The 18,608-nt window shown below is 71.8% G+C and carries 14 protein-coding genes; 5 read left to right on the top strand and 9 right to left on the bottom strand.

The features are described 5' to 3' along the window. Positions 1-55: 55 nt before the first annotated feature. The 8 genes from BJY16_RS19010 to BJY16_RS18975 all read right to left on the bottom strand — a co-directional run bounded on the left by BJY16_RS19010 (position 56) and on the right by BJY16_RS18975 (position 11,608). On the bottom strand, positions 56-1,048 hold the full coding sequence (locus BJY16_RS19010; protein ID WP_185040804.1) for an ATP-grasp domain-containing protein: 993 nt from the start codon (positions 1,046-1,048) through the stop codon (positions 56-58). After that, positions 1,045-2,223, bottom strand: coding sequence for a peptidase MATCAP family protein (locus BJY16_RS19005; protein ID WP_203759282.1), 1,179 nt, complete (start codon positions 2,221-2,223; stop codon positions 1,045-1,047). The genes BJY16_RS19010 and BJY16_RS19005 overlap by 4 nt, the downstream gene beginning before the upstream one ends. A gap of 286 nt (positions 2,224-2,509) precedes the next feature. Further along, positions 2,510-3,616 (bottom strand): sugar ABC transporter substrate-binding protein, encoded by a 1,107-nt coding sequence (locus tag BJY16_RS19000; RefSeq protein WP_185040800.1) that lies wholly within the window; start codon positions 3,614-3,616, stop codon positions 2,510-2,512. 64 nt (positions 3,617-3,680) lie between these two features. After that, entirely contained in the window at positions 3,681-6,137 is a 2,457-nt protein-coding gene (locus BJY16_RS18995; RefSeq protein WP_185040798.1) for a cellulase family glycosylhydrolase, read from the bottom strand. Beyond that, positions 6,134-8,488: a glycoside hydrolase family 2 protein gene (locus BJY16_RS18990; RefSeq protein WP_185040796.1), complete on the bottom strand. Its 2,355-nt coding sequence runs from the start codon at positions 8,486-8,488 to the stop codon at positions 6,134-6,136. Before BJY16_RS18990 ends, BJY16_RS18995 begins: the two co-directional genes overlap by 4 nt. Further along, entirely contained in the window at positions 8,485-9,375 is an 891-nt protein-coding gene (locus BJY16_RS18985; protein ID WP_239177936.1) for a carbohydrate ABC transporter permease, read from the bottom strand. The genes BJY16_RS18990 and BJY16_RS18985 overlap by 4 nt, the downstream gene beginning before the upstream one ends. Positions 9,376-9,380: 5 nt before the next feature. After that, positions 9,381-10,298, bottom strand: coding sequence for a carbohydrate ABC transporter permease (locus BJY16_RS18980; protein WP_185040794.1), 918 nt, complete (start codon positions 10,296-10,298; stop codon positions 9,381-9,383). Further along, positions 10,295-11,608, bottom strand: coding sequence for an ABC transporter substrate-binding protein (locus BJY16_RS18975; protein ID WP_185040793.1), 1,314 nt, complete (start codon positions 11,606-11,608; stop codon positions 10,295-10,297). Before BJY16_RS18975 ends, BJY16_RS18980 begins: the two co-directional genes overlap by 4 nt. 149 nt (positions 11,609-11,757) lie before the next feature. Between BJY16_RS18975 and BJY16_RS18970 the strand changes: the two genes are divergently transcribed. From BJY16_RS18970 to BJY16_RS18955, 4 genes are read left to right on the top strand one after another with little or no spacing between them, the layout of a single operon-like run. Then, entirely contained in the window at positions 11,758-12,915 is a 1,158-nt protein-coding gene (locus BJY16_RS18970; RefSeq protein WP_185040791.1) for an ROK family protein, read from the top strand. Between the two features lie 26 nt (positions 12,916-12,941). Next, positions 12,942-13,781 carry a LacI family DNA-binding transcriptional regulator gene (locus BJY16_RS18965; protein WP_239177937.1) on the top strand — a complete coding sequence of 280 codons (840 nt, stop codon included), beginning with the start codon at positions 12,942-12,944 and terminating at the stop codon, positions 13,779-13,781. Between the two features lie 45 nt (positions 13,782-13,826). After that, positions 13,827-15,047: an AGE family epimerase/isomerase gene (locus BJY16_RS18960; RefSeq protein ID WP_185040787.1), complete on the top strand. Its 1,221-nt coding sequence runs from the start codon at positions 13,827-13,829 to the stop codon at positions 15,045-15,047. After that, positions 15,044-16,009 (top strand): PfkB family carbohydrate kinase, encoded by a 966-nt coding sequence (locus BJY16_RS18955; RefSeq protein WP_185040785.1) that lies wholly within the window; start codon positions 15,044-15,046, stop codon positions 16,007-16,009. The genes BJY16_RS18960 and BJY16_RS18955 overlap by 4 nt, the downstream gene beginning before the upstream one ends. 26 nt (positions 16,010-16,035) lie before the next feature. Here the strand turns inward: BJY16_RS18955 and BJY16_RS18950 are convergent, their stop codons facing one another. Then, entirely contained in the window at positions 16,036-16,920 is an 885-nt protein-coding gene (locus BJY16_RS18950) for an aminoglycoside phosphotransferase family protein (RefSeq protein ID WP_185046540.1), read from the bottom strand. Positions 16,921-17,098: 178 nt separating this feature from the next. Between BJY16_RS18950 and BJY16_RS18945 the strand changes: the two genes are divergently transcribed. After that, complete coding sequence (locus BJY16_RS18945; RefSeq protein WP_185040779.1) at positions 17,099-18,592, top strand: polysaccharide deacetylase family protein; 1,494 nt, start codon at positions 17,099-17,101, stop codon at positions 18,590-18,592. Positions 18,593-18,608: the final 16 nt, after the last annotated feature.

Below are 18,608 nucleotides of genomic sequence, written 5' to 3'. Positions count from 1 at the left end.
CTGTATAGACAGCTGGTCCGTCCATTCACGCATGTCTATTTAATTAGGTCAACAGTCAGTGCGATGCGCGGCGTTCCAGGGCGTCCACGACGGTCTCGCACACGTCGATCCGGTAGAGCCACTCGATGCTCTGCAGCCCGCCCGGGCTCTCCGCGTTGATCTCCACCACCTTGTCGCCGATCAGGTCGATGCCGACGAAGAACATGCCGTCGGCGACCAGCTTCGCGCTCATCGCGTCGATCACCTCGCGCTCCACCGGGCCGATCTCCCACGGCACCATCCGGCCGCCCTTGCTGATGTTGGCCCGCGGGTCGTTGCCGGTCGGCACCCGCCGGAAGGCGGCCGCCTGGCCGTCGCGTTCCAGCAGCCGGCCCTCGAGCAGGAAGATCCGGGCGTCACCCTGCTCGCCGCCGTCGACGAACTCCTGCACGATGGCGTAGCCGTCCTGCAGCACGGCCTCGAGGATCTGCGCGAGGTTCGGCTCGGACTCGTCGCGCAGCAGGAAGACGTTGCGGCCCTTCGCGCCGTACAGCGGTTTGACCACCGAGCGGCCCACCTCGGCGACGAACCGCTCGATCGCCGCCGGATCCCGGGTGACCAGCGACCGGGGCCGGATCTTCTCCGGGAACTCCTCCAAATAGAGCTTGCTGGTCGCGCGGATCAGCGACATCGGGTCGTTGACCACGGTCACCCCGCGGTTCTTGAGCATCTGGCCGAAGACCGCGCCGAGCGGGCTGGCCCACGGCCGCTGCTGCAGATCGTCGATCGACTCGTTGCGCAGGAAGAACACGTCGAGGTCGTCCAGCACCACCGGCTCCGGGTCGCCGCCCTGGACGGCGGCCAGGAAGCCCTCCAGGCCGTCGTCGCCGGCGTACCGCGCGGGGCGGGCCCGGGCGACGAGCCGCCCGTCGCCCCCGCCCAGCTCGACATCACCGACCCCGACGTACCAGACCTGGTGGCCGCGCCGGCTCGCTGCCCGCGCCAGCCGGGTGGTCGCGTACTCGGCGATCTCGGCGGCGACGTCATTGACGAAGAATGCGAGCCTCATGCGGACTTCTCCCCCTCGTAGAGGTCGGTGATGGACAGACCGGCGCGCAGCCGGTCCAGGCGCTCCGGGGCCCCGGGCGTCTCCAGCCAGCGCGGCCGGATCCAGGGTTTCTGCAGCACCCCGCGGTCGAGCAGGTCCTGGACCAGCGGAAGGTGATCGAGCGCGAGCTTGCCGACCAGCAGCGCGTCGAGGTCGACGCCCTCGGCGAACGCCTCCAGCAGGCGGCTGACACCCCGCAGGTAGATCGCGTCCTTGGCGGAACCGCCCGCGACCACCACCCGGATCGCGATGATCCAGGCGGTCCGGCGGGGGATCCGGTGCTCGGTGCGCAGCGACTCGAAGATGTCCAGGAAACCGGCCCCGGAGATCATCCGGTGGACGGCCACCACCCGGGCCGCCAGCACCCGCAGCCGCCGCGGATCCAGCCCGCCGGTCAGGTACTCGGCGAGCACCGCGAGACCCTCCTGCGTCTCGTCGTAACCGGGCAGGCCGATGGTCAGCAGCTGGAGCGGTTGCCGCGCGCCGTTCTGGTAGGTGACCACGTGGGTGCCGACCTCGTGGTGCAGCAGCGGCTCGACCCGGTCCGCCCGGAACGTGGCGTTCGACGGGATCAACAGGCGGCCGAACGACACCATCAGCTCGGAGATGTCGTCCCGGACGTCGACGTGCACCGGGAAGTCCGGGTAGACGGCCCGGTACCGCTCGAACTCGCCCCGCGCCGCCTCGGCGAACGCGCCGGCGGTGACCGCCGGCGCGCTCGGGGACAGCGCCGGGATGGTCGCCAGCAGTTGCTCCGCGGCCGCCACCAGGGCCGGGGTGACCCCGCCGTAGAGCTGCAGCGACCCGTGCACGAACCGGGTGGTGTCGCGGTCCTCCAGGGCGGTGATCTGGCGCGCGATCTCATCCCGCTTGGTGCGCAGCAGCGTGTGCAGGGCGGGATCCTCGACCCGCTCCACCTCCAGGTCGTAGAGCTCCCGCCGGACCAGGTCGGGTTCGAACTCCAGCGGCCGCAGCCGGAGCGTGGGCACCGCGCCGAAGTCGCTGCGCTCGAAGTCGGCCCACGCCTCCGCCGCGTTCACCGGGGTCAGGTTGAGCAGCAGGTCGACCTGCCGTTCCAGCTCGGTCAGGCGGGCGTCGATGGCCAGGGCGGGCCCCAGCGCCGTCACGTCTGTCACCCGACCCACTTGCCCACCACGCGGGACGGGCAACCCTCAGCGTTTCCAGTGACCGCCGTGGTCCGGGCAGACGCTGCCGGTCGACTGGCACGTCGAGCAGGTGAGCCGGTCCCCGAGCAGGCTCCGCGAGGTCTGTCCCTTGCAGGACGAGCAAGTGTGCAGCCGCTTGTGACACTTCTGGCAGTCCATGACCGTCTCCCTCCGCCGATCCCGTCCGGGACCGTCCTGCCGAGACTCGACGATTCCTAGTCGGACTGCCTCGGCCAACCGGCCGGAGACCCTTCGGTCAGTCCACCACGCCGTGCTCGCGGCAGGCGACCAGGTAGGCGCCGGTGCAGATCTCGGCGGCGGTGACCGCCCGGTCGCGCAGCACGGTGCTCCGGATGGTGCGGGCGGTCACCAGGGTCGGCGAGAGCAGCACCGCCGGGACGTAGGCGCCCGAGCCGGGGTCCTTGACCTTCCCGGTGAGCGGCTTCTTCTCACCCCGGACCAGCCCGATCGCCAGCTCGGCCGCCGCGTCGGCCTCGGCCTTGGCCGACTTGTAGACGGTCATGCACTGGTCCCCGGTCAGGATGTTGCGCAGCCCCTGCACGGTGGCGTCCTGGCCGGTGACCGGCACCTTCCCGTTCAGGCCCGCGGCCCGGAGCACCTGGATCACCGCGTTGGCCAGGTTGTCGTTGGCGGCCACCACCCCGCTGATCTTCGGCCACTGCCGGAGCATCTGGGTGAAGATCGCCTTGCCCTCGTCCGGGTCCCAGGCCGGGACGAACTGGTCGGGGCCCTTCACGAACTCGCCGCTGTCGTACCGGCCGCGCAGCACCGAGTCGTAGCCGTCCTTGAACAGGGTGGTGTTGTTGTCGGTCGGCGAGCCGTGCAGCTCGGCGACCACCGGCTGGTCCGTCCTCCTCGCCCGCAGGCAGCTGATCAGGCCGTTCGCCTGCTGGACGCCGATCGCCACGTTGTCGTAGCTGACGTAGTAGTCGGCGCCGCCGTTCAGGGTGAGCCGGTCGTAGTCGATCACCGGGACCCGGTGGGCCTTGGCGTTGGCGATCACCGCCTTGGCGCTGACCGAGTCCAGGTTCGCGATCATCAGCACCTTGACGCCGCTGTCGATCATCCGAGCCGCGATCGCCTGGAACACCGCCTTGTCGCCCTCGGCGTTCTGGATCTCGTAGGGCACCCCGGCCGCCTGGAACGCCGCGGCCAGCGCCCGCGGGTGGTCGATCTTCCAGCGGGGTGAGCTGGCGCTGTCCGGCAGCACCACGCCGACACCGTTCCTCCCGTTGCCGGACGAGGTCACCGACGACGACGCGGCCCCGGTGGATCCGGGAGCCTCGTCGCAGGCCGCCATGGTCAGACCGGCGACGAGGAGGGCGCACAGGATCTTGCGCACGGCAGATCGGTCCTCTCGGAAAGGAGTGCGGCGCCCGGGCCGGCCGGCCCGGGCGCCGCGGCGTTCACTGAGCCGGGTAGGCCACCACGTCGTCGACGATCAGCCGGCCGGAGTCGCTGCCGCCCAGGTAGAACGACAGCTGGGTGAACTTCGTCAGGTCGAGGGCGCCGGACGGCGCCCACGGCGGCTGGGCGAACGAGCTGAACGGCACCCGGACCGTCCCGGACGGGGTCCCGGCCGGCAGCGTGTGCTCCCAGTACACCCCGTTCGCGACGAACTGGATGGTGATGCTCGCCTGGGTGGCCGAGCGGTCCAGGCCGAGCTGCAGGCCCTGCTGTCCCCACAGGTCGAGCGGGGTGAAGGTACGGGTCACCCCGGCGTATCCGGCGCTGCCCGCGGTCACGTCGAGCTGCATGGCGTGATCACCGGTCAGCGTGGGGACCACGACGTCGCCGCCGGTGTTGCGCGGATAGGCGGCCGCCAGCGCGGCGCTGTCCGGGTACCCGTCGAAGTCGTCGATCGTGGTCGGCGCGGACGGCAGCGACCGGGTGGTGAACGAGGCGACCGGGGTGGCCGTGCTGCCCGCCGCGTTGCTGGCGCGCACGCCCCAGTACCAGGTGGTGGCCGGGTCGAGGCCCGATGCCGGGGTGTAGGTGGTGGCGTCCAGCCCGGTCACGCTGAGCACCGGGTCGCTGAGGTCCGGACGGCGCGACACGGTGAGCGTGTAGTAGCCCGCGCCGGTGGCCGGCCCCCAGCTGAACGACTGCGGGCCGATCACGCCGGTCGCCCCGGCCGCCGGTGCGACCACCGGGAACGCCCCCGGCCGGCCGGTCACCGGCGCCGGGTCGGCGGCCCAGAAGGTGGCCCGGGTGACCCCGGTGTGCGACCGCCCGGTCCAGGCCAGGCGCACGTGCCCGGCGCCCGGCGTGCCGGCTGTGATCGCGTCCTTCTCCCGGTGCGACGGGACGGTCCGCCAGGTGACGCCGTCCGCCGAGACCTGCACGGCGAGGTCGCTGTGGTGGCCACCGGTCACCTCGAACCGCACCCGGCGCGCGCCGGGCACCGCCCAGCTCACCGAGGCGGGTCCGGCGCCGGTGGGCCGCACCACGGCGTGGTCGCCGTCCGGCCGGATCGCGACGCCGGCCTGGCCGGCGGTCAGCCCGAAGCTCTCCAGCGGGTCGACCAGCACCGTCTCGGCGGCGCCGGCGAACTGCGGCTCCGACTTCGTGGTGCCGGCGACCACCCGGTACCAGGCGTTGCCGGGCGCGCTCAGGTCGGTCCACGGGGTGTCGTTGTCGGAGAGCAGGCCGGTGTGCGCCGGCTTCCACGGCCCGTGCGCGGTGGGCGCGCGTTCCACCCGGTACCCGGTGGCGCCGGCGGCGCCGCGCCACCGCAGGACGGTGAGCCCGCCCCGCTTGTCGATCGCGGTGATCAGCGGGGTGCCGGCCGGTCGCGCGGGCACCGAGCCGCCCAGGGCTTTCGCGTACGCGATCTGCGCCTGACCCGCCGCCGTCATCCGGGCGTCGTCCCCCGGGTAGTGAATGGTGAACCCGTCGTCGTGCTGCACGAACCCGGACCGGTCGTGGTGGCCGAAGAGCGACCAGGACAGCATCCCGGTGACGTTCCGGTCGGCGACCAGCGGGTCGAGCAGCGCGCCGGAGGCGGCGTTCGAGGCGTACTCCCCCGCGACGTAGACCTTGCCGGCGGCCGCGACGGTGGCCGCGTCGGCCTTCACCTTCGCCGCGGTCGGCGGGTAGTAGTGCACGTCGACGATGTCCACGTCGGCGGCGGCCAGGGTGTCCGGGTCGATGTCGAACCGGCGGCCGGCCGCGATCAGCTGCCGCGGCGCCCACCCGGAGAAGGTGGCCGCGTTCGTGTCGATCCACTCCGGCGTCATGCCCTCCAGCTCGTTGCCGAGCTCCCAGGCCATGATCGTCGGGTCGTCGATGTAACGCTTGCCGGTGTACGGATTGACGTGCCGCATCACGTGCCAGACGTAGGCCTGGTAGTCGGCGATCACCCGCGGGTCGGTGTAGAACGCCGAGTCCGGCAGCCCGTACGGCTCGGTGAAGTCGGCGTGCCCGCCGTGGTAGTACGCCCAGTTGTCGGTCAGCGGCAGGATCAGCCGGATCCCGGCCTGCCCGGCGTAGGCGATCGCGTAGTCGATGGTCGCGAACGCCGCGTCGTGGTACCCGGCCTCCTTCGACGGCAGCAGCGTCTTCGGGTGCCCGGACGACACCAGCATGTGCGACCGGACCACGGTCATCCCCATGCTCTTCGCGGTGTCGATGGCGTCCCGGATCCGGAAGCCGGTCGGGTAGTCGATCCCGCCGACGTTCTCGTCCAGCCCGAGCCAGTAGATGTTGGTGCCGGCGAACCGGAACGGTTTCCCGTTCAGCCGCAGCTCGGCGCCGGCCCGGGTGACGAAGCCCTTGGTGGTGGTCGTGGCGTGCGCCGCGGAGGGTACGGCGATCGAGGTCATGAGGGTGAGGACGATGGCAGCGGCACGGAACAGTCTCATCTCGTGGTCCCGTTCATGACGGAGGAGAGGTCGGTGAGCACCCACGGCGCCTTGACCAGCGCGGGGTCTAGGTCGTGCGGGGCGCGGACCCGGAACAGCGCGGACTCGCCGGGCAGCAGCGTGACGAAGCCCCGGTCGACGGTCGCGGACGGATGGATCCGGTCGGGCTGCAGCAGCACGTCGCGGGCCAGCCCGAGGGCGTGCACCCGCACGTCCAGTCCACCCGGGACGGACTCGACGTCGATGGTGAGCGCCGGATCGTCGTACGAGAAATCGGTGGTGAAATGAATGGCCCGCGCCGCATCGAGCTGGGCGCAGAGGAAGTCGGCAGTGGGCGCCGGCACCAGGGCCACCGAGCGCGGCGCCACGGAGACCTGCTGGGACTCGCCGGCGATGACCAGCGTCCCGGCCCACTCGGCCGGGTCGTCGTTGACGATCGCGACGACCAGGCCGCCGTCGCGGGGCTGGATGGTGAGCATCCGGGAGGCGTACATCTCGCGCAGGGCGAAGTAGAGCGGCTTGTACCGCCCAGCGCCGTCGATCGCCGCCCACGAGGTGACCGGCCACAGGTCGTTGAGCTGCCAGAGGATGGTGCCGGCGGTGTGCGGCCAGTGCGACCGCCAGTGCTCGACGCCGGTGCGCACGGCCCGGACCTGGTTGAGCTGGGTCAGGTAGTGCCAGGCCTCGGTGCTGCGCTCCGCGGAGCCGAAGTGCGGGGCCAGGCCGCGGGCCAGCTTGCCGTTGCCGTCCTCGGCCTTCTGGTGGTGCAGCACGCCCGGCGAGTCCGGCAGCATCGGCTCGTCGGAGACGGCGTCGCGCAGTGTGGTCCACGCGGGCGGCGCCTGCCAGCCGAACTCGGCGACGAACCGGGGCGTCGAGTTCCGGTAGTTCAGGTAGTCCTCGCGGTTCCACACCTCCCAGGAGTGGAAGGTGCCGTGCTCGGTGGAGTTCGGCGCGTGCTCCCACGAGCCGGACCAGGGGCTGCCGGCCTGGTAGGGGCGGGTCGGGTCGAGCTCGGCCACGATCGCGGGCAGCGTCTCGAGGTAATAGCGGGAACCCCAGGTCTCATAGGCGCCGTCGGCGTTCCACGGCATGGCCAGGTGCAGCCACAGGTTCTCGTTGTTGCCGTTCCAGGTGATCAGGCTGGGGTGCGGGGCGAGCCGGGCGACGTTCTCCCGGGCCTCGGCGACCACCTCGGAGAAGAGCGGCTCCTCCTCCGGGTAGTCGGCGCAGGCGAACAGGAAGTCCTGCCAGACCATCAGGCCGAGCTCGTCGCAGACCTCGTAGAAGGCGCGGTCCTCGTAGATGCCGCCGCCCCAGACCCGGACCAGGTTGACCCCGGCGTCGGCGGCCTCGCGCAGCCGCAGCTCGTACCGCTCGCGGGTCATCCGGGACGGGAAGATGTCGTCCGGGATCCAGTTGACGCCCTTGACGAAGACCGGCTCGCCGTTGATCTGGAAGATGAACCCGCCGTCCGTCTGGTCGATCGCCACGCTGCGGAAGCCGGTGCGCCGCTCCCAGCGGTCCAGCACGATGTCCCCGTCGAGCAGCTCGACGGTCAGTGCGTAGAGCGCCGGTTCCCCGTAGCCGCGCGGATTCCACGGCGTCACGCCGCCGGCGTCCAAGGTCGCTGACGCGACCGACCCACGACCGTCTATTTTCAGTACGCCCAGCTCACGGCCGTCGAGCAGAATCCGCGCGCGCAGGTCCCGCTCGCGGGTGCGTTCCACACCGATGGTGAGGTCCAGGGGTCCCGTGCCGTCGTCGAAGGTGGCCAGTGGGCGGACCTCGGCGAGCCGGGCGGTGCTCCAGCCCTCCAGCCGCACCGGCCGCCAGATGCCCGCGGTGACCAGGGTGGGGCCCCAGTCCCAGCCGAAGCTGCAGGCCATCTTGCGGATGAAGTTGAACGGCTCGGGGTACGCGTTGTCCCGCGCGCCGAGCAGCTCACGGACCCGCTCCGCCTCGGCGTACGCCGACTCGAAACGCACGGTCAGCGGCTGCGGGGTGCCGTCGCCGAGCAGGGCGGTCACGTCGTACCGGAAACCGCGGTGCATGTTGCGGCTGCTGCCGAGCGTGGCGCCGGCCAGCTCCACGGTCGCCACCGTGTCCAGGCCCTCGAAGACCAGGTCGATCCGCTCGTGCGCCGGGCCGGTCCAGGCCACCTCGCGCCGGTAGGACCAGTCGGCGCGACCGACCCAGGCGACCGCCTTCTCGTTGTCGTCCAGGAACGGGTCCGGGATCCGGCCGGCGGCCAGCAGGTCGGTGTGCACGCAGCCGGGCACGGTCGCCGGGACGGTGAGGTCGGCACCCCGCAGCTCCCAGGAGCCGGCCAGATCTTGTACAGAGGTCACTTGGTCGCTCCCGCGGTGATGCCGTTGTAGATGAAGCGCTGCAGCAGCAGGAAGATGACCACGGTCGGAACGATGACGATCATCGTGCAGGCGGCGATCGTCTCCCACTGCGCGCCGTAGGGGCCCTTGAACCGGAACAGCGCGGTGGAGATGACGCTGAGGTCCGGCGAGCGCAGGTAGAGGAACGGAATGTAGAACTCGTTGTAGATCGCGATGCCCTTGATGATCACCACGGTGGCGATCGCGGGCTTCATCAGCGGCAGGATCACCTTGCGATAGATGGTGAACCGGCCGGCGCCGTCGATCATCGCGGCCTGGTCGAGGCTCTGCGGGATCGACTGCATGAACTGGATGAAGATGTAGATGGACACGATGTCGGTGCCCATGAACAGCACGATGGCCGACCACGAGGTGTTGACCAGGCCCATCGACTTGACGATCTGATAGGTCGCGACCTGCGTGGTGACGCCCGGGACCAGCGCGGCGACCAGGAAGAGGCCGAGGATCACGCGCTTGAAGGGGAAGACGAAACGGCTGATCGCGTACGCCGCGAGCGTCCCGATGAAGACCGTGCCGGTCAGCGAGATCACCAGGATGACCGTGGTGTTCCCGAAGCCGCGCAGCATGTCGCCGGCGGTCCACGCGGTCGCGAAGTTGTGGAAGTTGAACCAGTTCTCCGGCGGCGTGAGCGGGCCAGTGGAGTTGTACTCGCTGTGCGTCTTGAGCGAGGCGAACAGCACGACCACCAGCGGGATGAGCACCACCAGCGAGGCCAGCACCAGCGAGAGGTACTTGGCGGTGCTCGCGGTGGCCGCCAGGGCGCGGACGCGGCCGGCGCCGTGCGGCGGGGCCGGGGGGCGGACGGCGTGCCGGGGTGGACGGGTCATCGTGGTCACGAGAGGGTCACCTCCTCGTCGGGCAGGACCCGGCGCTGGATCCAGGTGATCAGCAGGACGATCAGCAGCAGCACCACCGCCATGGCCGAGGCCAGGCCGATCTGCCGGAACTGGAAGGCGGTCTGGTAGGCCTGCACGACGAAGGTGCGGGTGCCGTTCGCGCCGCCGGTCATGATGAACGGGATCTCGAAGACGCTGAGGCTGCCGGAGATCGCCAGGATGAAGCTGAGGCTGATGATCCGCCGGATGCCGGGCACGATGATGTGCCGGAACTGGTGCCACCGGTTCGCGCCGTCGATCTCCGCGGCCTCGTAGATCTCGCCCGGGATGGACTGGATCGCGCCGAGGAACAGCACGAAGTTGAGCCCGGTGAACCGCCACACCGAGGTGCCGGCCAGCGAGATGTTGGCGATGTCCGGGTCACCCAGCCAGAGCTTGGTGTGCTCGCCCAGCCCGACCGCCGACAGCAGCGAGTCCAGGGTGCCGTCCGGCTGGAACAGGTAGAGGAAGACGAAGCCGACCGCGACGCCGTTGAGCAGGTACGGGAAGAACAGGATGCCCTTGAACAGGTTCTTGAACCGGACGCTGAACGAGAGCACGACCGCGAAGTACAGGGCGATGGCGATCTGCGCGAACGACGCGACGAAGTAGTAGAGGCTGATCAGGAAGACCCGCCAGTACTGCTCGTCGGTGAAGACCCGGACGTAGTTGTCCAGGCCGACCGGGTCCATGGTGACGTCCAGGCCGTCCCACTTGTGGAAGCTGTACCAGATCATGTTGCCGACCGGCACGTAGGTGAACGTGATCAGCAGGATCAGGGCCGGCGCGACGTAGAACCAGGGGCTGTGCAGGATCTTCCGCCGGGCCCGGCCCGCCTCGACGGCGGGCCGGACGGCGGTGGACTGGCTCGTCACTTCATGACCGAGCTCTGAGCGGCGCTCCACCTCTTGTTGAGGTCCGCGAAGAAGGAGTCCTTGTCGCCCTTGGCCGCGCCGCGCGCGACGTCGACCATCTTCTGCCGGTAGATCGGGCCCTTCAGGTCGATCTCCGACTGCTTGATGATCTCGTCCTCCTTGCCGGCGTTCGTGGCCGCGGCCGGGGTCTCGACCAGCTCGACGCCGGTGGCGGTGAACTCCTGCAGGCCCTTGGGCAGCGGCTGGTCGATGGCCGGCGGGATGGCCTGCTGGTCGGTCGAGAAGCCGGACTCGTTGACGAAGAAGTCCAGCCAGGCCTTGGCGGTCGCCTTGTTCTTCGAGTTCTTGCTGACCGCGGCGAGCTTGTCACCGTCGATGTTGGCGTGGAACTTGCCGCCGGTCTGGTAGGGGAACGGCCAGAAGCCGATGTCCGCCGGGTTGGCGCCGGAGTCCTTCGCGGCGGCCTGCATCTGCGGGACGGCCCAGGAGCCGAGCAGCATGGTCGCCACCTTGCCGGAGGCGATCATCGGCTTGGAGCTCTCCCAGTTCGTGGTCAGCGGGTCCTTCTCGCTGAGCTTGTTGTGCACGATGTCGAAGAGCAGGCCGTCCTCGATGTACTGGATCTTCCCGGCCTGCCAGGGGTTGGCGTCGGCGGGGAACTTGTCGTTGATCGCCGGGTCGCCCAGGATCGCCCGGTGGGTGTTCCACTCGGCGAGCGGCCAGCCGTCCTTGTAGTTGGTGTAGTACGGCACGGCGTCGGTCTTGGCGTCGATCGCCTTGAGGCCGGCCAGGAACTCCTCCGGCGTCTTCGGCGGCGCGGTGATCCCGGCCTGCGCCCAGATCCGCTTGTTGATCACGAAGCCCTTGGCCACGCCGCCCACTGACAGCGCGTAGACCTTGCCCTGGTAGGTCGCCGGGCTGAGGAACCGGTACTTCGCCTTGAGCTCGTCCTGGGTGCCGAGCGGCTCGAAGAACTGGCTGTACTGGTCGATGGCGACCGGGTTCGGGACCATCAGCACGTCGCCGTAGTCGCCGCCGCTGAGCTGGGTGGTCACGTCGTCGTCGTAGTTCGTGACGCCCTGGAACGTGACCTTGGTGCCCGGGTACTTGGCCTCGAACTTCTTCGCGTACTCCGGCAGCGTCGTGCTGACCAGGTCGGTGCGGTTGGTCAGCACCGTGATGGTGCCCTTGATGTCGCCGGAGAAGTCGCCCTGGTCGGCGGTGTCGTCGCTCGCGCCGCCGGTGCAGCCGGCGGTGAGCGCCAGCGCCGCGGCCGTGCCGAGGCCGAGGAAGGTCCTTCTATTGATCATGCCGGTATCCGTCCTGCTTGTTCAGCCCTGTGGAGCGCCCAGCATGAGACGGCCGTTACGACGGTGTCAAGATTAGATTATTAATTTATCCGGTGCTGTAATCTCAGCGGCTCCATCCGGAACAGGCCAGAAAAGGGAGGTGGCACCGCATGGCACGTCGAGAAGCGCCGGCGGCGGGGCCGGGCAGCCGCGCCCTCATCGTCGACGTCATCCGGTCCGCGGTGGCGATCAGCCGCGGTGAGCTCGTCGACCTGACCGGCCTCACCCAGCCGTCGATCTCGAACATCGTCCGGGAGCTGATCGCGGACGGCATCATCCACGAGATCGGCTCGCTCGACTCGGCGCACGGCCGGCCGCGCAAGCTCATCGCGATCAACCCGGCCAGCCGCTTCGGCATCGGGTTCCACCTCGGCCCGGAGACCGTCACCTGCGTCGCGGTCGACCTCACCGGCGGCGTGGTCGGCCGCGAGGCGGTCCCCCGGCTGCCCGGCGACGACGGCCGGGCGGACCGGCTGGCCGACCGGTTCGAGCACTTCACCGCGGGCCTGGACCTGCCCCGCGAGCGGATCGAGGGGCTGGCCGTGGTGGCCCCCGGCACGCTGCCGTCCGGCCTGCGCCCCGAGCTGTCCGCCCGGATCGGGGTGCCGGTCCTGCTGGAGAACGACGCGGCCGCGGCGGCGCTGGGCGAGTTCTGGAGCCGCCGGGTCTCCCGCGAGCAGGCGTTCGGGTGCCTCTACCTGGGCACCGGGATCGGCGCCGGGCTGGTCTTCGGTGGCGCGCTGTTCCGCGGGGCCGGCTTCGGCGCCGGCGAGTTCGGGCACATGTCCATCGACCACCGGGGCCGGTCGTGCCCGTGCGGCAACCGGGGCTGCGTGCAGCAGTACGCGTCCACCGGGGCCACCGTGCAGGCCGCCCGGAAGATCCCCGAGCTGCGGTCCCGGCTGCCGCTGGACGGTGGCGAGTCGCACGCGTACGAGGCGATCGCCCGGGCCGCGGTCAACGGCGACGCGGCCGCCTACGCGGTGCTGGACCAGGCGGCCACCTGTCTGGCGGTGGCGGCGACCTCGGTGGTGAACCTGCTCGACCTGGGCCGGCTGGTGCTCACCGGCCCGGGCGTCGCGCTCGCCGGGTCGATCTTCGCCCGCCGGCTGCGCGCCCAGCTGGACGGCGCGGCGTACTCCCGGCACCGGCACAGCGTGTCCGTGGAGATCTCCGCCCAGCCCCGCGACGCGGCCGGGATCGGCGCCGCGGTGCTGGTCGTCCAGGCGGCCGTGGCGCCCGGCCACACCCCGGGACGGACCTCGTGAGAAAGCCACCCGAAGGGGAGGAACCGGTGACACAACGACCACGGCGGGTCGGCCTCGTGCTGGCCCGGGCGTCCCAGGTGCTCGGCGAGGAGCCGTACTACCACGAGTTCATCGAGGGGCTGGAACGGCTGCTCATCCCGGCCGGGATCTCGGTGCTGGTCAAGGTGGTCACCGACCACACGGCGGAGAGCGCCACCTACCAGCAGTGGTCGGCCGAGCAGCGGGTCGGCGCGGTGATCATGGTCGACCTCAGCCCCGGCGACGAGCGCGTCGACCTGGTCCGCCGGCTCGGCCTGCCGGCCGTGGTGGTCGGCGACCCGTCCACCGCGGACGGGCTGCCCACGGTCTGGACCGACGACGCCGGCTCGGCCCGGGAGGCGGTCCGGTTCCTGGCCGGCCGCGGGCACACCGTGGTCGGGCACGTCAGCGGGCCGCGCTCACTGGCGCACACCCAGCTGCGGCTGGGCGGCTTCCGGGCCGAGGCGGCCGACCGCGGGGTCACCCTGATCAGCGCCGAGGGCGACTACTCGCAGGAGTCCGGCCGGGTGACCACCGCCCAGCTGCTGGCCGGCCACCCGGTCCGGCCGACCGCGATCGTCTACGACAACGACGTGATGGCGCTCAGCGGCATGGAGACGATCCGCAAGCACGGCCTCAGCGTGCCCGGCGACCTCTCGGTGGTGGCCTGGGACGACTCCGCGCAGTGCCAGCTCGCGCTGCCGGCGCTCTCCGCGATGAGCCACGACGTCGGCCGGATCGGCGAGATCGCCGCGGGCGCGGTGCTCGACGCGATGCGCGAACACTCCGTGCACGAGGTGTACGAGGCCCCGCAGGCGCACATCGTGGAACGGGACAGCACGGGCTGACCGTACGCGAATCGTGTTGTTGATCTGAGAGAAAGAGATCTACTGATGTCTTCGGTCACACCCCCGCCGGACACCGGCTGGCTTCCCGAGGAGACCGGGCGGCTGCTCGGCTTCGGGCGCGCGTTCCCGCACCCGCTGGGCGGCGCGGCCTGGCTGCGCACCGACGGCACGCCGGACCTGCACGCCCCGGTCCAGACCTGGATCACCGCCCGGATGGCGCACGTCTACAGCCTGGCCCACCTGCTCGGCGTGCCCGGCGCCGACACCCTCGCGGACACCGCGCTGGCCGGCCTGACCGGGGTGCTGCACGACGACCGGCACGGCGGCTGGCACCCCTCGGTCGCCGCGGACGGCGTGCCGGCCACCGGGAAATCCTGCTACGACCACGCCTTCGTGGTGCTCGCCGCGGCCTCCGGCACGCTGGCCCACCGGCCGGGCGCCCGCCGGCTGCTGACCGAGGCGCTCGGCACGCTCACCGGGCGGTTCTGGGAACCGGAGCACCGGATGTTCGCCGACGAGTGGGACACCCGGTGGCAGCGGCTCGACGACTACCGCGGGCTGAACGCCAACATGCACGCGGTCGAGGCGATGCTCGCCGCCTACGACGCGACCGGGCAGCGGGAGTGCCTGGACCGCGCCCTGGCGATCACCGAGCGGACCACCGGCTGGGGCCGCGCGCACGGCTGGCGGCTGCCGGAACACTACGACGCCGGATGGCGGCCCCTGCTGGACTACCACCGGGACCGGCCGCGGGACCCGTTCAAGCCGTTCGGCGCGACGGTCGGCCACGCCCTGGAGTGGTCGCGGCTGATCCTGCACCTGGAGGCGACCCTCGGCACGGCCGCTCCGGACTGGCTGTCGCCCGCCGCGGAAGCCCTGTTCCACCAGGCCGTCGCGGACGGCTGGGCGGTCGACGGCGCGCCCGGCTTCGTCTACACCACCGACTGGGACGGCACCCCGGTGGTCCGGGAACGGATGCACTGGGTCGCCGCCGAAGCGCTCGCCGCGGCCGCCGCCCTGCACCGGCGCACCGGCGAGCGGGACTGCGCCGAGTGGTTCGACACCTGGTCGGCCTACGTGCGCGAGCACTTCCTGGACCGCGAGCAGGGCTCCTGGTGGCACGAGCTGGACACCGCCAACCGGCCGGCCGCGTCGACCTGGCCGGGCAAGCCGGACCTCTACCACGCGGTGCAGGCCACCCTGATCCCGCGGGCCCCGCTCACTCCCGGCCTGGCCGCGGCCTGCGCGATGGGAGCCGTGCGATGAGGCGCTTCCTGGTCGTCGGCGAGTCCATCCTGGACGTCCTCACCGTGCCCGGCACGGCCGACCCCGAACTGCCCGGCACCGCCCGCCGGGAACTGCCCGGCACCGCCCGCCGGGAACTGCCCGGCGGCAGCCCGGCGAACGTGGCGGTCGGCCTGGCCCGGCTCGGCAACGACGTCGGCCTGTGGACCCACCTCGGCGCCGACCCGGCCGGTGACCTGCTGCGCGAGCACCTCACCGGCGCCGGCGTGAACCTGCTCGCGCCGATCACCGGGGTCACCTCCCGGGCGCTCGCCGAGCTGCAGCCGGACGGCTCCGCCCGGTACGACTTCGCCGTCGACTGGCCGCGCTGGCCGGGCGGCCCGGCCCCGGACGAGCCGGCCGCGCACCTGCACACCGGGTCGATCGCGGCGCTGATGGCGCCGGGCGGCACCGACGTCGAGTCGCTGGTGCACGCCCGGCGGGCCACCACGACCATCAGTTACGACCCGAACATCCGGCCCTCGCTGGTCGGCGACCGGGAGCACTGCCGGGCCCGGGTGGAGGCGATCGCCGCGGTCAGTGACGTGGTCAAGGCCAGCGACGAGGACCTCGCATGGCTCTACCCCGGGACGCCGGCGCGGGACGCGGCCCGCGCTCTGCTGGAGCGGGGCCCGGCACTGGTCTGCGTGACGCTGGGGGCGGAGGGCGCGGTCGCGGTGACAGCCGGCGCCGAGGTGTCGGTGCCCCGGGTGACCGTGACCGTGGTCGACACCGTCGGGGCCGGGGACGCCTTCATGTCCGGGCTGCTCGACGCGCTGGAGGGGCGGAAGCTGCTCGGGGTCGCGGCGCGGGAGCGGCTGCGGGCGATCGGTGCGGCGGAGGTCCGGGAGGTGCTCTCCCACGCCGCCCTGGTCGCGGGACTCACCGTGGCGCGGGCCGGTGCCGCGCCGCCGACCCGGGTGGAGCTGGACGCCCGCACCTGAGCCGGCCTTGTCGTCTCCCCGGGGCGTCAGGCGAGCAGGGCGTCGAGGGTGTGCCGGGCAGTCGCGGCCATCGCCGGGTTGGTGTCGACGTAGTACGGCAGCGCCATGATCGCCTGGACCAGCGCCCAGCCGCGGCCGCGCTGCCAGGTCGCGTCGTCCACGGCGAGCGCCCGCCGGTAGGTCTCCCGGGCGCTCGCCGGCAGCAGGTTCCAGGCCGGCATCAGGTCGACGGCGGGATCGCCGACCGCCATCGCGCCCAGATCGATGACCGCGGCCAGCCGACCGTCGCGGACCAGCAGGTTGCCCGGCATCAGGTCGCCGTGCAGCCAGACACCGGGACCGGCGCCGGCCGGCGCGTCCCGGCACTCGTCCCAGATCCGGGCGAGCCGGCCGGTGTCGGTGAGCCGGCCGCTCGCCCGCAGCGCCTGCCGCACCTCGGCGTCCGCGAGGTGCAGCGGGCCACCGCGGCTGCGCCCGTTCCAGACCCGGCCCTCGGTGTCGATCGCGTGCACGGCGGTCACGAACCCGGCCAGATCGGCGGCGAAGACGTCCGGATCACCCATCTCCCGCGGGGTGACCGTCCGTCCCGGAATCCACCGGGACAGCGACCAGAAACCGGGATAGCCGGGACCGGGCCGGCCCAGCCCGAGCGGCTCGGGAACCGGCAGCGGGACATGCCGGCGGACCCGGCGCGCGTTCTCCTGCTCGTCGGCCAGCTCCTGCCGGCGCTCCTCGCCGGCGGCCGGCCGCAGCGGGAACCGCAGCACGATGTCGTCACCGAGCCGGAACAGCGCGTTCACCGTGCCGTCGGAGGGGACCGGCACGATCGGCAGCGCCCGCCACTCGGGGAACTGGCTCGCGACCAGGGCCGCGACCGTCCCGGCGCTGATGTCGACCTGATCGGGGTGCATCTTCACCGGAGTGACTGTGGCATCGGTGACCGATTCCGGCACGTCATTTACCAGCAGATGTCCGCCATCTCGGTCGAAATTGACGGCGAGTGCTAGCCTCGCGCGCTGGCAAGCCGATCAATTCAACGACGGGCCCTGCGGACGTGTCGGCAGGTAGCGTCGAAGCGGAGGAAACCCGATGTCCGACGAGCCCAGGGTGACACCACCTGGCGCCGCCACATCCGACCAGACCGACGCGGCGCCGGCCGAGGAAGCCACCGCGGTGACACCCGCGGCGGACGAGCCCACCGTGCCGATGACACCGGGCGACGAGACCACCGCACTGATCGCAGCAGGCGACGAGGCGACCGAGCCGGCAGCGCCCGAGCCGACAGCGGCCGAGCCGGCGGCCGACGAGGAGACCGAGGCGATTCCCGCCGGCATCTCAGCGGACGAGGCGACCGAGGCATTTCCCGCTGACGGTGCGGCGGACGAGGCGACGGTCGCGATGACCGCCCAGCCCGCTCCGGACGACGCGACGATCGCGCTGACCGGTCAACCGGCCGCGGACGAGGCCACGATCGCCCTGACCGCGCAACCGATCGTCGATGAGGCCACCGTCGCCCTGACCGCCGACCCGACCATCGCTCAGCCGCCCGCCGACCCGACCATCGCACTCACCGCTCAGCCGCCCGCCGACGCCACCATCGCACTCACCGCCCAGCCGCCCGCCGACGCCACCGTCGCACTCACCGCTCAGCGGACCGCCGACGCCACCATCGCGCTACCCACTCCCCCGGCCGCGACGAAGCCACCGGCACCGCCCGCAGCGGTCCCCGGGCAGGCCACCCCGCCGCGTCCGGCCTCTCCCGGCCGGCCCGTGCTGACCCGGCGCCGGCTGCTCCTCGGCCTGTCCGGCGTGGCCGGGGTGGCGGCCGCGGCGACCGCGGCGGCCGTCCACTCCTCGTCGTCCCCCTCGGCCGACGGGACCGCCAAGCCGATCCCGAGCCAGCCCACGGTCGTCCGGTCCCGGGTCCCGGAGAGCACCACGGTCACCGCTCCCCCGCTGCCGGTGCAGCGGAAACCGATCAAGACCCTGGCCGAGTACGCCAAGGCCACCGGCAAGCCGGCCTTCCCCTCCGACGCGATCGCGCTGACCATCGACGACGGCCCGCACCCGGTCTGGACGCCGAAGATCCTGAAGCTGCTGGAGCGCTACCACGTCCCGGCGCTGTTCTGCATGATCGGCAACCAGGTGCTCGGCCACGAGACGGTCGCCAAGCTGGTCATCGGCGACGGCCACCAGCTCGCCAACCACACCTGGAGCCACCCCACCAAGCTGGGCAAGAAGCCGCCGGCGCTGGTCGAGAAGGAGATCCACCGGGCCCAGCACAAGATCAATAAGACCACCGGGTACGTCCCGAAACTGTTCCGCTCGCCCGGCGGCGACTGGTCCCCGCAGTTGCTGCGCGGCGTCGCGCAGGCCGGTCTGCTCCCACTGGACTGGAGCAACGACCCGCGCGACTGGACCCGCCCGGGCGCCGCCAAGATCGAGCACCGGATGCTGGCCGCCGGCCCGGGCCAGATCCTGCTCTGCCACGACGGCGGCGGCGACCGCTCGCAGACCTACCAGGCGCTCAGCGTGGTCCTGCCGGCCCTGAAGGCCCGAGGGCTTCAGTTCGTCGCCTTGTAGAACCGCCGCGCCCGAC

It is taken from the genome of Actinoplanes octamycinicus, from assembly GCF_014205225.1.
Taxonomy (GTDB): Bacteria; Actinomycetota; Actinomycetes; order Mycobacteriales; family Micromonosporaceae; genus Actinoplanes; species Actinoplanes octamycinicus.
This window is presented reverse-complemented; position numbering and strand designations above follow the sequence as displayed.

What these genes read in the sequence shown, in the direction of transcription:
- BJY16_RS18950 (WP_185046540.1), bottom strand. Translation starts at nt 16,920, where the DNA reads ATGCACCCCGATCAGGTCGACATCAGCGCCGGGACGGTCGCGGCCCTG.
- BJY16_RS18985 (WP_239177936.1), bottom strand. Translation starts at nt 9,375, where the DNA reads ATGACCCGTCCACCCCGGCACGCCGTCCGCCCCCCGGCCCCGCCGCAC.
- BJY16_RS18955 (WP_185040785.1), top strand. Translation starts at nt 15,044, where the DNA reads ATGAGGCGCTTCCTGGTCGTCGGCGAGTCCATCCTGGACGTCCTCACC.
- BJY16_RS19010 (WP_185040804.1), bottom strand. Translation starts at nt 1,048, where the DNA reads ATGAGGCTCGCATTCTTCGTCAATGACGTCGCCGCCGAGATCGCCGAG.
- BJY16_RS18960 (WP_185040787.1), top strand. Translation starts at nt 13,827, where the DNA reads ATGTCTTCGGTCACACCCCCGCCGGACACCGGCTGGCTTCCCGAGGAG.
- BJY16_RS18970 (WP_185040791.1), top strand. Translation starts at nt 11,758, where the DNA reads ATGGCACGTCGAGAAGCGCCGGCGGCGGGGCCGGGCAGCCGCGCCCTC.
- BJY16_RS18975 (WP_185040793.1), bottom strand. Translation starts at nt 11,608, where the DNA reads ATGATCAATAGAAGGACCTTCCTCGGCCTCGGCACGGCCGCGGCGCTG.
- BJY16_RS18995 (WP_185040798.1), bottom strand. Translation starts at nt 6,137, where the DNA reads ATGAGACTGTTCCGTGCCGCTGCCATCGTCCTCACCCTCATGACCTCG.
- BJY16_RS18945 (WP_185040779.1), top strand. Translation starts at nt 17,099, where the DNA reads ATGTCCGACGAGCCCAGGGTGACACCACCTGGCGCCGCCACATCCGAC.